A 15,408-nucleotide genomic window follows, 5' to 3' on the forward strand; every position below is an offset into this window, starting at 1 on the left:
GGGTGCCGGGGCGGAGGTGACGGATGGCGAAGGCCGCGAGGCGGCGGGCCGTGGTGGCGCTGGTGGCGGTACTCGCCGTCGCGGCGTCGGTCGCCGTGGTGGTCCGGGTGCTGGCGCCGGCCGAGGTCGAGACCGTCGCCCGGGAGCCGTACCCGGCGGCGCCCGCGCCGACCGCCGGGGTGATCGGGCGGTTGCCGGTGGCGCCGCTCGTCGTCGACGGCCGGGTGCGCGTCTTCGCGGGCGCCCGTCAGGTGTACGCGGACCAGCCGGCCACCGGGCGGCACCGGGTCACCCCGTTCTGGTCGTACCGTCGCTGGCCGGCCACGCTGACCGGGGTGCTCGCCCAGGACACCACTGTGGTCAGCCGCTGGTCCGACGGGAAGCTGGTGGCGCTGGACGCGCGTACCGGACGGGTGGCCTGGCGGGCCGACGGCCCGGAGCCGGGGCCGGTACCGAAGCCGAGGCGGACCTACGCCGCCACGGTCTGGGACCCGGCCGGGCTGCACGTTGCGCGTGCCGGCGGCCGGACCGTGCTGGTCTCGGCCGGTCCCGGCGCGGTCGGCGGGTACGACCTCGCGGACGGCCGCCGGCTCTGGCGCGCCGACGTGGCGCGGGACTGCCGGACCGACGTGGGCACCACCGCCAGCGGTGAGGTGGTCGGGGTGGACAGCTGCGAGGGGCCGCCCACCGTCGAGCTGCGGGACGCGGCGACCGGTACGGTGCGAACCCGCTGGCGTCCCCCGGACGCGCCGGAACAGCTCGTGGTCACGCCGGTCGGCTGCCCGCACGGGCACTCCGGCTGTCGCGGGTTGCGTACCGCCGGGCCGGGCGGCGCGGGCGGCAAGGGCTGGCTGGTGACCGACCCGGGCGAGCCGAGCGCCGCGCCGGGCCTGGACGCCGTGGACACGGTGCTTGACGGCGAGCGGGTGGTGGACACGTCGGGCGGCGTGGTGACCGGGCGCTCGGCGCGTACCGGCGCGGAGCTGTGGCGCCGGGCGGACATCCATCCGGCCCGGGTACTCGCGACCGAGCCGGGGCGGGTGCACCTGCTGACCGACCGGCGGGAGCTGGTCACCGTGGACCCGCTCACCGGCGCGACCCGGTCCAGCTTCGTGCTGGACGTCGGGCGGGACGGGATCGGCTGGCGGCCGGGCCGGGCGTACGCGGTGGACGGCTACGTCGCTGTGGAACGGCTGCGGGAGAGCGCCACGCCGGAGGACGACGACCAGGGCTACTTCCTGATGGCCGAGCCGGTGCTGCTCGCCGTCACCTGACCGGCGATTCGACCCAGGAAACGGACAAAACGCCCTATAATTCTCTTACTCGCTCTGCTGTCGGACGAGACGCCCGGGCCGGTCCGTAGGGGGTTGACGGACCGGCCCGGACGCGCCCCGGTCAGGCCAGGGCGGACTCGGCCACCGCCAGGAACGTGTCGTTCTCGGCCGGGGTGCCGATGGTGACCCGCACGCCGTCGCCCGGGAACGGGCGGACGATCACGCCGCGCGCCTCGCACGCCCGGCCGAACTCCACAGCCCGCTCGCCCAGCGGCAGCCAGACGAAGTTGGCCTGGCTCTCCGGCACGTCGGGGACGAACTTGCGCAGCGCCTCGGTGACCCGGTCCCGTTCGGCCACGACCAGCGCGCAGCGCCGCTCCACCTCGGCGGCCTGCGCCAGCGCGGCCAGCGCGCCCGCCTGGGCGGCCATGCTGGTGGAGAACGGCGTGACCACCTTACGCACGGCGGCAGCCACCTCCGGCGCCGCCACCAGCCAGCCGATCCGCAGGCCGGCCAGGCCCCACGCCTTGGACAGCGTGCGCAGCACCGCCACGTTCGGCCGGTCCAGGTAGGTCAGGCCGTCCGGCACCTCCGCGTCGGTGACGAACTCCCGGTACGCCTCGTCGATCACCACCAGCACGTCGTCCGGCACCGAGTCGAGGAAACGCTCCAGCTCCGCCCGGCGCACCGCCGTACCGGTCGGGTTGTTCGGGTTGCAGACCAGGATCATCCGGGTCCGGTCGGTCACCGCCGCCGCCATCGCGTCCAGGTCGTGACCGTGGCCGGCGTCGTTCGGCACCCGCACGCTCGTCGCGCCGCTGGTCGCCGCGATGATCGGGTACGCCTCGAAGGAGCGCCACGAGTAGAGCAGCTCGTCACCGGGCAGGCAGGTGGCGCGGACCAGGTGCTCGGCCAGCGCCACCGAGCCGCAGCCGGTGGCGATCCGGTCGGCGTCCACGCCGTACCGCTCGGCGAGCGCCTGACGCAGCGCCACCACGCCCATGTCCGGGTAGCGGTGCGAACCCGCCACCGCCTCGGCGACCGCCTCCACCACGCCGGGCAGCGGGCCGTAGGGCACCTCGTTGCTGGCCAGCTTGATCGCCTCGGGCAGGCCCAGCTCCCGAGCCAGGTCGGCCGGGCTGCGGCCGGGCACGTAGTTGGGCAGCGCGTCGAGGTCGGCGCGGGTGAGCCGCAGCGGAGGCTGGTGGCGTCCGGTCTCGGTCATGGGGTGTCTCCCGGGGTGTCGGCGCGGTCGCGCGGGGTGGTACGGGGGTCGGGCCGCTTACGGGGAAGCTGGACCACCACCGTCTGCGCCCGCTTGTCGTGCAGGGCCTGACGCAGCGGCTGGTCGAACAGGGGCGAGACCGCGTCGATGAGTTGCAGCAGCAGGCCGAGCCCGCAGCAGTACCAGAGCAGCGTGGGCAGGCCGAGCGTGCTCCAGCGCCGGGTGGCCCGGCCGAAGCCGAGCGGCTGGTCCGCCTCGACCGGCAGCGCGCGTACACCCATCAACCGCTTGCCGAACGTCTGCCCGCGCGCCGCCATCGACGGCACCTCGTACGCGTACCAGAGCGCGGTGGCGATCACCAGGATGGCGATCTGGAGGCCGCCGGCCTGATCGTCGATCTGCGGCAGCCCTTCGGTGGAGGTGTCACCGTTCATCGCGCGGCGCACCGACTCGCGCAGGTACGGCGCGACGGCCTCGAAGTAGCGCCAGACGAACCAGCCGTTCACCACCGCGTTGAGCAGGAACACCACACCGAAGTCGATCAGGCGGGCGACCAGCCGCGCGCCGTACGAGGCGAGCGGCAGCCCGTGCGGGCGCGGAATCGGCTGCGCGCCCGGCCAGTGCGGGTACGGCCAGCCCGGCGGCGGTCCCTGCGGTGCCGGCCCGGCCTGACCGGGCTGCCCCGGCCACGGGCCGCCCTGGCCCGGCTGGCCGGGCTGTCCGCCCTGCCCCGGCTGTCCCGGCCAGGGACCGGGTTGTCCCGGCTGTCCCGGCTGTCCCGGCTGTCCCGGCTGACCAGGCCACGGGCCGGCCTGGCCCGGTTGGCCCGGCTGGCCCGGCCACGGCCCGCCCGGCTGGGCGGGCGCGCCGGACGACGGGGCGGTCTCCGACCGGCCACCCGTCCCGGCGCCCGGCGCCGCGGCGGCGGCCGGCTCGGGTTCGGCGGGCGGTGGACCTTCGGGCGGGGTGACGTCGACCGGGATCGGCGCGCCGATCCAGCCCTCGCCGTCCCACCAGCGGCGGGTCTCCGGTTCGGCGGGGTCGACGTACCATCCAGGTTCCAAGCTCACAGTGCCGTCCTTGTTCCCGACTGCGGGGCTCGCAGGCCCGGCTCACTCCTCGCGCTCACGGTGCTCCCCTCAGTTCGCGACTGCGGGGCTCGCAGGCCCGGCTCGCTCCTCGCGCTCACGGGCCAACCTTAACGACGACCGTTCCGGCGAACTTGTCGTGGAGGCACTGCTGCCAGGGCTTGTCCCAGAGTTGCCAGAAACCGTCGAGGTAGCTGAGGAACGGCACGAACATCCCGCCGGCGAACTCGACGGCCCAGCGCTTGCCGAGCATGCCCCGGCTCAGCGCGGCGTCCGGCTGCACCGGCACGATCCGCAGCTTCATCACCTTCTTGCCCAGCGTCTGCCCGGTCCGGCGGGCGTACTCGACGTGGTAGATCCAGTAGAAGGCGAGCATCAGCAGCAGGACCCCGAGCTCGGCGGCGAACAGTGGTAGGAGCACGCCGGTCCAGAGTTCGGCCGGGTCGGGGCCGTTCGGGCCCGCCTGCTCGATCTCGTCGATCATCCGGAAGAAGAAGAGAAGGAAGACCGGCAGGAGCAGCACCATCGTCACCGCCATCGCGACGGCGGTGTCGATCAGGTAGGCGATCAGCCGGTCACCGAAGCCCGCCAGCGGCTGCCCGTTCGGCGCGACCGGGGGCGGGAGGGGCGCCGGGGCGTACCCCGGTGGGGGGTAACCGGGCGGCGGGTAGCCGGGCGGGCCGGCGTATCCCTGAGGAACGTGCTGCGCGGGCACCGCGGGCCCGGCGGGCGGCACGAAGCCGCCGCCCGCGGGTGGAGGCCCGGCAGGCGGCGGCGTCGGGTTCGGGGGAGGCTGGGTCACGCCGACAGTGTTACAGGTTCCCGCGCTTCTCCTGCTCGCGCTCGATCGCCTCGAACAGGGCCTTGAAGTTGCCCTTGCCGAAGCCGAGCGAGCCGTGCCGCTCGATCAGCTCGAAGAAGACGGTGGGACGGTCCTGCACCGGCTTGGTGAAGATCTGGAGCAGGTAGCCGTCCTCGTCCCGGTCCACCAGGATCTTGCGGGACTGAAGCTCCTCGATCGGCACCCGGACGTTGCCGATGCGGGCGCGCAGCTCCGGGTCCTCGTAGTAGGAGTCCGGGGTGTCCAGGAAGTCCACGCCCGCCGCGCGCATGGCGTCCACGCTGGCCAGGATGTCGTTGGTGGCCACCGCGATGTGCTGGGCGCCGGGGCCCTGGTAGAACTCCAGGTACTCGTCGATCTGCGACTTCTTGCGGGCCACGGCCGGCTCGTTGAGCGGGAACTTCACCTTGCGGGTGCCGTTGGCGACGACCTTGCTCATCAGCGCCGAGTAGTCGGTGGCGATGTCGTCGCCGATGAACTCGGCCATGTTCGAGAAGCCCATGACCCGCTTGTAGAACTCGACCCACTCGTCCATCCGGCCCAGCTCCACGTTGCCGACCACGTGGTCGACCGCCTGGAAGAACCGCTTCGGCTGGAGGCCGGCGTCGATCATCGGCTGGCGGTCCACGATCGGGCCGCGGGCCACGAAGCCGGGCAGGAACGGCCCGGTGTAGCGGGACCTGTCGATCAGGCTGTGCCGGGTGTCGCCGTACGCGGCGATGGACGCCATCCGCACGGTGCCGTGCTCGTCGCTGACGTCGTGCGGCTCGACCAGGCCGGTGGCGCCCTGCGCGACGGCGTGCGCGTACGCGGCGTCCACGTCCGGCACCTCCAGCGCGATGTCGGAGACGCCGTCGCTGTGCTTCGCCACGTGCTCGGCGCCGTCGGCGTCCGGGCGGACCGCGCCGGTCAGCACGAAGCGCGCCGAGCCGCTGGTCAGGACGTACTGCGCGTGGTCCCGGTAGCCCTGCTCCGGCCCCCGGTACGCCACGCAGGTCATGCCGAACGCGGTCGAGTAGTAGTGCGCGGCCTGCTTGGCGTTGCCGACCAGGAAGTGGACGTGGTCCATGCCCTTGACCGGGAACGGGTCGCGGCTGATGTCGTGGTCGACGGCGCCGACGAGAGCGTCGACGTCGACCTCCTCGGTCGACTGGGGTCGGTCGATCGCCTGGGTCATGGTGGCCTCCCTCGCGTACCGGCCGGCCTCGTGGGCCGCCGTGGATGTGCTCTTCCGGGGAGGATCTACGGCGCACAGTGAGTTGGGCAACAGTTGGCGATATTCCTGGTCAGCTTGTGCATTCGGTACCGTCCGACACCATGAACACTGGTCAGGATGTACAGCTGGACGAGCTGGACGCCCGCTTGATCGAACTGCTGGCGGAGGAGCCGCGAATCGGGGTGCTGGAGTGCTCCCGGCGGCTCGGCGTGGCCCGGGGCACGGTCCAGGCCCGGCTCGACAAGCTGGTCGGCCGCGGCGTGGTGACCGGGTTCGGGCCGGACATCACGCCCGCCGCCATCGGCTTCGGGGTGACCAGCTTCGTCACGCTGGAGATCAGCCAGCGGCACGGCCACGACCAGGTCACCGCGCACCTGGCCGCGATCCCCGAGGTGCTTGAGGCGCACACCATCACCGGCTCCAGCGACCTGCTCTGCCGGATCGTCGCCCGGTCGAACACCGACCTCCAGCGGGTGATCGACCAGATCGTCGCCTCCGAGGGCATCCGGCGCGCCTCCACGATCATCGCGCTGGCCGAGCAGATCCCGTACCGCACGCTGCCGCTGGTCCGCTCCGCCGCCCGCGGGTAAGGAAGGGCCCCCTGTTAACGCATTCGGAGGTGGAAGGGCCCCCTATTAACACCTGACCCGGGCAAGAAGCGCTGCGACACGCCCCGCGCGCGACCCGGGGGACCGGTGATCGTCGCTACCGTGTGCGGTGTGAAGGGCCTAGGGGTACGCGGCTGGTTGCTGCTCGGGCTCGTCACCGTGGTCGTACTCGCCGCGACAGGCGTCTGGAACCCGTTCCCGGCGCTGTGGGACTGGGTCGACCGCAGCAAGCCGATCTCCGAGCCGGACGTGGTCTGGCAGCAGCGCGTCGGCGGCACGCCGCGCAGCGTCACCATCGCCGGCGACACCGTGATCGTCGAGCAGCGCACCCGCGTCGAGGCGCGCAGCCTCGCCGACGGCAGCCAGCTCTGGGAGCGCAAGGCCGACTGGTCGGCGGTCGCGGGCGGCGACCGGGACCCGGTCGTCGCCGTGGGCAAGCTGCTGGACAAGGGGTACGAGGTGCTCGACCCGGCCAGCGGCGTGACGCGGCGCCGCGACGATCGGGCGATCGCCGTCTGGACGTACCGGAACCTGCTGCTGGACGCGTACTGCGTGCGGGCCACGGACTGCACGTTGCGGGCCTGGGAGCCGCGCGGCACCGCCCCGCTGTGGAGCGCGTTCCTGCCCGGCGTGCACAGTGGCGTGCTCGCCGACAACCCGGAGCTGCTCGGTACGCGGCGGCTGGGCGCCACCCGCATCGACGGCGGGGTGGCCGGGCCGGAGGGGGTGCCGCCGCTGCTCGGCTTCCCGGTCGACGGCCGGGTGCACGTGGTGGACACCGCGACCGGCCGGGTGCTGCAGAACGTCGAGCCGGGCCGGGAGGAGCGGCTGGCGGTGGTCGGTGGCCGGCTGCTCCGGATCGCGGCCACCTCCCGCGACGGGAGCTGCTACTACACGGTCACCGCGGTGGACCCGGCGACCGGTCAGCAGGTGTGGCGGCGGACCGGGATCAACCTGCGTACGGCCGACTACGCCGGCTGCGTGCAGCGGGAGGACCCGCAGGGCGCGCGCAACGTCCTCATCGGGGTCGCCCCGGACGGACGGGAGGCGGTGCTCGACGGGTACGACGGCCGCCTGCTCCAGGTCGGCGCGGACGGCGAGAAGCTCCTCGCCGTGGACGACCGCTACGCCGTGGTCCGCAGCGCCGACAAGGAGTCGCTGCTGGGGCGGGAGCTGTCGGTGGACCGGACGCGGTGGACCCGGCCGGCGGGCGGCAAGAGCGGCGCCGCGCTCACCCCGTACGCGGCGGTGATCAGCGAGGAGAAGCCGTCCCGGCTGATCGCGGTCGAGCCGCGCGAGGGCCGCGTCCTGGTCGAGCTGCGGACGTCGGCGAACGCGCTTGCGGTCGGCCCCAACGGCATGATCATCGGGGAGGGCCGGGAGATCGGGTACGTCCGCTGGGGCGCCGGCACGGCCGGTGTGCCCGGGCCGGGCCGCGACGGCGCGCCGGTGTCGCCGGACCCCGGGGGCAGTTGGCGACCACCCAGCGACGAGGGCAGCTGCGGCCCGAAGCGGGAACTCTGCGTGGACGGCAAGTGACAGTGGGTGAGCGGTTGTCCCACGACCCCACCTGCGGGTGTCACCGATCGACGGCTCTGCCCTAGGCTTTTCGGTCATGAGCAGTGCCGCCGCCTTCTCGTACGCACCCCTCCTGCCGACCGGCCCCGACCTGACGGAATACCGCCTGGTCACCGACGAGGGGGTGGACGTCGTCAACGGCCCCGGTGGCCGCCGGTTCCTCACCGTGGATCCGGGCGCGCTGACCGCGCTGACGGCGGAGGCGATGCACGACATCGCCCACTTCCTGCGCCCGGCCCACCTGGCCCAGCTCCGGTCGATCATCGACGACCCGGCGGCCTCGCCGAACGACCGGTTCGTCGCGCTGGACCTGCTGCGCAACGCCAACATCGCGGCGGGCGGCGTGCTGCCGATGTGCCAGGACACCGGCACCGCGATCGTCATGGGCAAGCGCGGGCGGCACGTGCTCACCGACGGCACCGACGCGGAGGCGATCTCGCGCGGCGTCTACCAGGCGTACACCCGGCTCAACCTGCGCTACTCCCAGCTCGCCCCGCTGACCATGTGGGACGAGCGGAACACCGGCAGCAACCTGCCCGCCCAGGTGGAGCTGTACGCCGAGGACCCGGACGGCCACGCCGACGCGTACAAGTTCCTCTTCATGGCCAAGGGCGGCGGCTCGGCCAACAAGTCCTACCTCTACCAGGAGACCAAGGCCCTGCTGAACCCGACGCGGATGATGCAGTTCCTGGAGGAGAAGCTCCGGCTCATCGGCACCGCGGCCTGCCCGCCGTACCACCTGGCCATCGTCATCGGCGGCACCTCCGCCGAGTACGCGCTGAAGACCGCGAAGTACGCCTCCGCGAAGTACCTCGACGCGCTGCCCACCCAGGGGTCGATGAGCGCGCACGGCTTCCGCGACCTGGAGCTGGAGGCCGAGGTGCTGGAGTTGACCCGCAACTTCGGCATCGGCGCGCAGTTCGGCGGGCGTTACTTCTGCCATGACGTACGGGTGGTCCGGCTGCCCCGGCACGGCGCCTCCTGCCCGGTGGCGATCGCGGTGTCCTGCTCCGCGGACCGGCAGGCGGTGGCGAAGATCACCCCGTCGGGCGTCTGGCTGGAGCGCCTGGAGACCGACCCGGCGCGGTTCCTGCCCGACGTGACCGACGAGACGCTGGACACCGAGGAGGTCGTCCGCGTCGACCTGAACCGGCCGATGGACGAGATCCGCGCCGAGCTGTCGAAGTACCCGGTGAAGACGCGGCTGTCCCTGACCGGCCCGCTCGTCGTCGCGCGGGACATCGCGCACGCGAAGATCGCCGAGCGGCTGGACGCGGGCGAGCCGATGCCGCAGTACCTGCGCAACCACGCGGTCTACTACGCCGGCCCGGCCAAGACGCCCGAGGGCTACGCCTCCGGCTCCTTCGGTCCCACCACGGCCGGTCGCATGGACGCGTACGTGGAGAAGTTCCAGGCGGCCGGCGGCTCGATGGTGATGCTCGCGAAGGGCAACCGGTCCGCCCAGGTCACCCGCTCCTGCCAGGCCCACGGCGGCTTCTACCTCGGCTCGATCGGCGGCCCCGCCGCCCGCCTCGCCCAGGACTGCATCAAGCACGTCGAGGTGCTCGAATACGCCGAGCTGGGCATGGAGGCGGTCTGGAAGATCGAGGTGGAGGACTTCCCCGCCTTCATCGTCGTCGACGACAAGGGCAACGACTTCTTCGCCGAGGTCACCAAGCCGGTGCTCACCGTCGGCCGGCGCTGAGTTCAGACGTACGCGATGGGCGCCCGGGAGTGATGCCCGGCGCCCTCGGCGTGTCAGTCGTGCACAGACATCGGTGCGCCTGCCCGGTCGGACGACCGTACAGGCGCACCGCCCCCGTCGGATGCCGTCAGCGGCAACCCGCAACGAGTCTGTGCGCCGCCGCTATCGGATCGCTATCGCCTCGGCGCGGCGCTCGGTGACCGTCGGGCTACGCTGCTGCTAGGTAGATGCGGCGGTCGGGGGAGCGCGGTGCGGTTCGGAATCTTGGGGCCCCTGCGGGTCGGCGGCGGTGAAGCCACCGTCACCGCGGGTCGAGATCGGACCGTGCTCGCCATGTTTCTGCTGCGTCCGGGCCTGGTGGTGCCTACCGAGGACCTGATCGACGCCGTGTGGGAGGAACGTCCCCCGGCGACCGCGCGGACCCAGCTTCAGATCTGCGTGTCGCGACTGCGGCAGCGGTTCGCGGCGCTCGGTCTGCCCGCTGTGACCATCGTCACCGACCCGGCCGGCTACGGCATCCGGATCGAGCCGGGCGACCTCGACGCCGAGGTGTTCGCGAACAGTGTGGAGACGGCCCGCAGGAACGCCGGGGCGGGCCGGCTGGCCGAGGCGCGTCAGCACTACCGGGACGCGCTGGCGCTGTGGCGTGGCCCGGCGCTGGCGGGCATCCCCGCCCGCAGCGTGCGACGGCGGGCGCAGGCGCTCGACGAGCAGCGGCTCGCCGTGCTGGAGGACTGCGTCGACATCGAGTTGCGGCTGCGCCGGGCGCCCGAGCTGGTCGACGAGCTCACCGAGGCGGTCGAGCGCGAGCCGTTGCGGGAACGGCTGCGGGGGCAGTTGATGCTGGCCCTCTCGGCGGTCGGCCGCCACGCGGACGCGCTGGCCGTCTACCGGGAAGGCCGGCGGATCTACGACGAGGAACTGGGCATCGAGCCCGGTACGGCGTTGCAGGAACTGCACCAGCGGATACTCGCCGGTGACCTGGCGCTGAACGGACCGGAGAACCGGGCGGCCGCGCCGGTGCGGGCGCTGCCGCGCGCGATCAGCGACTTCACCGGGCGGCAGCAGACGGTGGCCCGGCTGGTGCGGGAGGTCGAGGAGGGAAGCCGGGTCCAGCTCGTCGACGGCATGGCGGGCAGCGGCAAGACCACACTCGCCGTGCAGGTGGCCACCGCGGTGGCCGGCCAGTTCCCCGACGCGCAGCTCTTCATCGACCTGCACGGGCACAGTGACCGCAGCCCGCTGAGCACGGCAGTGGCCGCCGCCACCCTGCTCCGGCAGCTCGGAGTGCCGCCCGAACGTGTGGCGGCCGACCCGGCGGACCGGCTGGCGACATGGCGGTCCGAGCTGGCCGGGCGGCGGGCCGTGGTGGTGCTCGACAACGCGGCCGACGCCGGCCAGGTGGCGCCGCTGCTGCCCAACGGCCCGGACTGCCTGGTGCTGATCACCAGCCGTCGTCGCCTGATCGGCCTGGACTCGGGCCGCCCGTCCTCGCTGCCGGTACTCGACGCCGACGAGGCGGTCGCACTGCTGGCCCGGGTGGCCGGCGCGCAGCGGGTCGCCGCCGAGCCCGAGGCGGCGGTGGAGGTGGCCCGCCGCTGCGGACACCTTCCGCTGGCCCTGCGGCTGGCCGGGGCCCGGCTCGCGCACCGGCCGCGCTGGCGGGTGGCCGACCTGGCGGAGCGGCTGGCCGGCGCGTCCGACCCGCTGGCCGAGCTGGTCGCCGGAGAGCGGTCGGTGGCTCGCGCCTTCGCGCTGTCGTACGAGCAGGTGTCGCCGGTCGCGCAGCGGGTCTTCCGTCTGCTGGGCCTGTACCCGGGTCAGGGTGTCGACAACCGGGTGCCGGCCGCGCTCGCCGACCTGCTGCTGCCGGAGGCGCAGGACGCACTCGACGAACTGGTCGACGCGCACCTCGTCGAGGAGGTGGAACCCGGCCGCTACCAGTTGCACGACCTGATCCGGGAGTACGCGCGCACGCTCAGCGCGGGACGCGAGACCGCCGACGAGCGGCGGACGGCGGTGAGCCGTCTCATCGACTTCCATCTCCAGGTCACCGCGTCCATCGGCCGGTCGCTGGAGGCGGGCGCCGAGCCGTCCCTGTTCGACCTGCCGGAGCCGCTGCGTCCCGACCTGGTGGCAGCCACAGCGGGCCTCGGCCGAGCGTGGTTGGAGGAGAACCGCTCGACCCTGACCGCTCTCGTCCGGCTGGCGGAGAACGAGGGTTTTCTCCGGCAGAGCTGGCAGCTCGCCCGGGTCGCGTGGATCAGCAACTTCTACGGCGGTCACCTCGACGACCTGATCGAGACGCATCAGATCGGCCTGCGGGCCGCCGAGCGTCTGGGCGACGAGGAGGCCGTGGCGACGATGCTCAACTATCTCGCCTCGGCGGACTACCGCCGGGCGCGGTTCGCCGAGGCCATCCGGCGGCTGGAGGCGGTGGTGGGCATCCTCCGCAGGCTCGACCGGCCGGGCGATCTGCGCAAGGTGCTGGGCAACCTCGGCACGGCGTATGCGGTCGACGGGCAGCACCAGCGGGGCGTCGAACTCCTCACCGAGTCCGCGGCGATCGCCCGCCTGCGGGACGATTCGTTGTGGCTCTCCAGGATGCTGAACAACCTGTCGTACGCGCTGATCCTGCGCGGCCGGTACGACGAGGCCGTGCGGATGTGCCGCAACCAGATGATCGTCTCGCGGCAGGCCGGCGACATGCGGCAGCTCGGCAACTCGATCGGGCACCTCAGCATGGCGCGGCGCCGGCGCGGCGAGCGCGGGCCCGCGCGCCGGCTCCTGCGTGCCGGCCTGGGGCTCAAGCGCCGGGTGGGCAACCGTTACGGCGAGGGCGAGCTGCTCAACGAGCTGGGCATGATGGAGCGCGAGGAGGGCCGGCCGGAGCTGGCCGCCTCGCTGCACCGGGAGGCCCTCGTGGCAATGATCGACGCCGGGGACCTGGTCGGGCAGTGCGCCTCGCGGAACCTGCTGGCCCGGGCGATCTTCGACCAGGGTGACGTGGCCAGCGCGCTGGACCTGCACCGCCGGGTGCTCGCCGACGCCGAGCGGCTGGGCCTGCGCTACGAGCAGGCCCGCGCCCTGGACGGTCTCGCGCGATGCCTGCGCCACGACGACCCAGGCCAGGCCCGCCGGTACGCCGTGCGCGCGCTGGCGCTGTTCCGTCAGGTCGAGACGCCGGACCAGCGGGACACCGAGAAGCTGCTGGCCGAGCTGGGCTGAGGGGGCCGCCACTTTCCCTGCACTCCGCCCGGCGGCGCGGCAGGATGGTAGGCGTGACGACTCCAGAGGCGACCGGCTACCGGATCGAACGGGACTCGATGGGCGAGGTGGAGGTGCCCGCCGACGCGTTGTGGCGGGCGCAGACCCAGCGCGCGGTGCAGAACTTCCCGATCTCCGGGCGCGGGCTGGAACCGGCCCAGATCAAGGCCCTGGCGCAGATCAAGGGGGCGGCGGCACTGGTGAACGGTGAGCTGGGGGTGATCGACGCTGACGTGGCGCAGGCGATCGCCACCGCCGCCGCGCACGTCGCCGAGGGCGGCTACGACGACCAGTTCCCGGTGGACGTGTTCCAGACCGGCTCCGGCACGTCGTCCAACATGAACACCAACGAGGTGATCGCCACGCTGGCCAGCCGCGAGCTGGGCCGGGACGTGCACCCGAACGACCACGTCAACGCGTCGCAGTCCAGCAATGACGTGTTCCCCACCTCGATCCACCTGGCCGCCACGCAGTTCGTGGTGGAGGACCTGATCCCGTCGCTGAAGCAGCTCGCGGGCGCGCTGGAGGAGAAGGCGGCCGAGTTCGAGACGGTGGTCAAGGCCGGGCGTACCCACCTGATGGACGCCACGCCGGTCACGCTCGGGCAGGAGTTCGGCGGCTACGCCGCGCAGGTCCGCTACGGCGTCGAGCGGCTGGAGTCGGCGCTGCCCCGGCTGGCCGAGCTGCCGCTGGGCGGCACCGCCGTCGGCACCGGCATCAACACCCCGCTCGGCTTCGCCGACCGGGTGATCGGGAAGCTGCGGGAGTCGACCGGCCTGCCGTTGACCGAGGCGCGCAACCACTTCGAGGCGCAGGGCGCCCGGGACGCGCTGGTGGAGACATCGGGCCAGCTCCGTACCGTCGCGGTCGGTCTCTACAAGATCGCCAACGACGTGCGCTGGATGGGTTCCGGCCCGCGCGCGGGCCTGCGTGAGCTGCGCATCCCCGACCTCCAGCCGGGGTCGTCGATCATGCCGGGCAAGGTGAACCCGGTGGTGGCCGAGGCGATGCGTCAGGTCTGCGCCCAGGTGATCGGCAACGACGCGGCGGTGGCGTTCGCCGGGTCGCAGGGCGACTTCGAGCTGAACGTGATGCTCCCGGTGATGGGCCGCAACCTGCTGGAGTCGATCAAGCTGATCGCCGCGTCCAGCCGGCTGTTCGCCGAGCGGCTGGTGGCCGGCCTGGTCGCGGACGCCGAGGTCTGCCTGGCGTACGCGGAGGGCTCGCCGTCGATCGTCACCCCGCTCAACCGCCACCTCGGGTACGACGAGGCCGCCTCGATCGCGAAGGAGGCGCTGGCGAAGCAGGTCTCCATCCGCGAGGTGGTGATCTCCCGCGGTCACGTCGACTCGGGCAAGCTCAGCGAGACCCAGCTGGACGAGGCGCTGGACCTGCTCCGGATGACCCACCCGTAATTGCCTCGACCCGTCACAGTGGGCGCGGCATGATCCGACAGTGCGTGACGACGGCGGAGTGCTGCTGGAGACCGCGCGGCTGACGCTGCGCCGGTTCACGATGGACGACGTGGACCGGCTGGTGGCGCTGGACGCTGACCCGGAGGTCATGCGCTTCCTGACCGGCGGTGTGCCGACATCGGCCGCGACGTTCCGGGACGACGTGCTGCCCCGGCTGCTGGAGCGGTACGGCAGGTTTCCCGGGCTCGGCCGCTGGGCGACGCTCGACCGGTTCACCGGCGAGTTCCTCGGCTGGCACTCGCTCGACCCGTCCGACGACGGCGCCGAGGCGGAGCTGGGCTACCGGCTGCGCCGCGCGACCTGGGGACACGGGCTGGCCACCGAGGGCGCGCGGGCGCTCGTGCGGCACGCGTTCGACACGGTCGGCGTCCGCCGCGTGTGGGCGCAGACGATGGCGGTCAACGACCGTTCCCGCGCGGTGATGGCCCGCGCCGGGTTGCGCTACGTCCGGACGTTCCACCTCGCCTTCGACGACCCGATCCCGGGTACGGAGCACGGCGAAGTGGAGTACGAGCTGCGCCGCGACGCCTGGCCCGCGACTCGTCAGGACTGGGACGCGGCGGCCTTGCGGGCCCGGTAGGCGCTCACCGCGGCCCGGTTGCCGCAGCCGGCGTCGCAGAACCGGCGGGACCGGTTCCGGGACAGGTCGACGAGCACGTTGTCGCAGTCGGGGTGGTCGCATTGCCGCAGCCGGCTCAGCTCGCCCATCCGGACCAGGTCGGCCATCGCCATCGCGGCCTCGACCGCCATCCGGGTCGCCAGCGGCGCGTCCCGCGGCACCGCGTGCAGGTGGTACGGCTCGTCGTCGTGCCGGACGAGTTGCGGCAGCGCGTGCGACTCGCGCAGCAGTCCGTTGACGATCGCCACCACCTCGTCGGTGTCGGCGTACCAGATGCGGCGCAGCCGGGGCCGCAGCGCGCGGACCTGGCGCAGTTCGGCGTCGGTGCGCTCGTGCCGGCCGCTCCACCCGTAGGTGGTGAAGAAGTCGTCGAGAGCGTCCACGTCGGGCAGCCCTTCCCGGTCGCCGTCGGCGGTGTTCACCAGTGCGGCGGCGCCGACCAGCGCGCATTCGGTGTCATGAGCAAAAAGCAACTTGACTCCTGTCAGGGGCTCCGCCTAGCGTCATCAGCA

12 protein-coding genes are annotated in these 15,408 nt (G+C 73.0%); 7 read left to right on the plus strand and 5 right to left on the minus strand.

The genetic code is table 11. The features are described from left to right. The first annotated feature begins 23 nt into the window (after positions 1 to 23). Positions 24 to 1,274, plus strand: coding sequence for an outer membrane protein assembly factor BamB family protein (locus ACSDG8_RS19375; RefSeq protein WP_210894146.1), 1,251 nt, complete (start codon positions 24 to 26; stop codon positions 1,272 to 1,274). Positions 1,275 to 1,395: 121 nt separating this feature from the next. Here the strand turns inward: ACSDG8_RS19375 and hisC are convergent, their stop codons facing one another. From hisC to hppD, 4 genes are all read right to left on the minus strand, one after another. Then, positions 1,396 to 2,499: a histidinol-phosphate transaminase gene (gene hisC, locus ACSDG8_RS19380; RefSeq protein WP_210894144.1), complete on the minus strand. Its 1,104-nt coding sequence runs from the start codon at positions 2,497 to 2,499 to the stop codon at positions 1,396 to 1,398. Then, on the minus strand, positions 2,496 to 3,569 hold the full coding sequence (locus tag ACSDG8_RS19385; RefSeq protein WP_439427134.1) for an RDD family protein: 1,074 nt from the start codon (positions 3,567 to 3,569) through the stop codon (positions 2,496 to 2,498). Before ACSDG8_RS19385 ends, hisC begins: the two co-directional genes overlap by 4 nt. Positions 3,570 to 3,684: 115 nt before the next feature. Next, positions 3,685 to 4,389: an RDD family protein gene (locus ACSDG8_RS19390; RefSeq protein ID WP_210894139.1), complete on the minus strand. Its 705-nt coding sequence runs from the start codon at positions 4,387 to 4,389 to the stop codon at positions 3,685 to 3,687. A 10-nt stretch (positions 4,390 to 4,399) separates the two neighbouring features. Further along, on the minus strand, positions 4,400 to 5,605 hold the full coding sequence (gene hppD / locus ACSDG8_RS19395) for a 4-hydroxyphenylpyruvate dioxygenase (protein WP_210894137.1): 1,206 nt from the start codon (positions 5,603 to 5,605) through the stop codon (positions 4,400 to 4,402). 140 nt (positions 5,606 to 5,745) lie between these two features. Here hppD and ACSDG8_RS19400 point away from each other — a divergent pair, with 140 nt between their 5' ends. The 6 genes from ACSDG8_RS19400 to ACSDG8_RS19425 all read left to right on the plus strand — a co-directional run bounded on the left by ACSDG8_RS19400 (position 5,746) and on the right by ACSDG8_RS19425 (position 14,857). Further along, the gene (locus ACSDG8_RS19400; protein ID WP_013288920.1) at positions 5,746 to 6,234 is read left to right on the plus strand and encodes an Lrp/AsnC family transcriptional regulator; all 489 of its coding nucleotides are present in this window, start codon (positions 5,746 to 5,748) and stop codon (positions 6,232 to 6,234) included. A gap of 156 nt (positions 6,235 to 6,390) precedes the next feature. Further along, on the plus strand, positions 6,391 to 7,791 hold the full coding sequence (locus ACSDG8_RS19405) for an outer membrane protein assembly factor BamB family protein (RefSeq protein WP_247678462.1): 1,401 nt from the start codon (positions 6,391 to 6,393) through the stop codon (positions 7,789 to 7,791). A gap of 76 nt (positions 7,792 to 7,867) precedes the next feature. Beyond that, positions 7,868 to 9,535 carry a fumarate hydratase gene (locus ACSDG8_RS19410; protein ID WP_210894133.1) on the plus strand — a complete coding sequence of 556 codons (1,668 nt, stop codon included), beginning with the start codon at positions 7,868 to 7,870 and terminating at the stop codon, positions 9,533 to 9,535. A 249-nt stretch (positions 9,536 to 9,784) separates the two neighbouring features. Further along, positions 9,785 to 12,763 (plus strand): AfsR/SARP family transcriptional regulator, encoded by a 2,979-nt coding sequence (locus ACSDG8_RS19415; protein WP_210894131.1) that lies wholly within the window; start codon positions 9,785 to 9,787, stop codon positions 12,761 to 12,763. Between the two features lie 44 nt (positions 12,764 to 12,807). Further along, positions 12,808 to 14,217, plus strand: a complete 1,410-nt coding sequence (locus ACSDG8_RS19420) for a class II fumarate hydratase (protein WP_210894128.1) — start codon at positions 12,808 to 12,810, stop codon at positions 14,215 to 14,217. 40 nt (positions 14,218 to 14,257) lie between these two features. Next, positions 14,258 to 14,857: a GNAT family N-acetyltransferase gene (locus tag ACSDG8_RS19425; protein ID WP_210942584.1), complete on the plus strand. Its 600-nt coding sequence runs from the start codon at positions 14,258 to 14,260 to the stop codon at positions 14,855 to 14,857. Here ACSDG8_RS19425 and ACSDG8_RS19430 read toward each other — a convergent pair. Then, complete coding sequence (locus ACSDG8_RS19430) at positions 14,821 to 15,369, minus strand: CGNR zinc finger domain-containing protein (protein WP_210894124.1); 549 nt, start codon at positions 15,367 to 15,369, stop codon at positions 14,821 to 14,823. The two genes, ACSDG8_RS19425 and ACSDG8_RS19430, sit on opposite strands and share 37 nt — an antisense overlap. Positions 15,370 to 15,408: the final 39 nt, after the last annotated feature.

Origin of the sequence: Micromonospora sp. LA-10, assembly GCF_051853095.1 — a bacterium.
Classification (GTDB): Bacteria; Actinomycetota; Actinomycetes; order Mycobacteriales; family Micromonosporaceae; genus Micromonospora; species Micromonospora echinospora_A.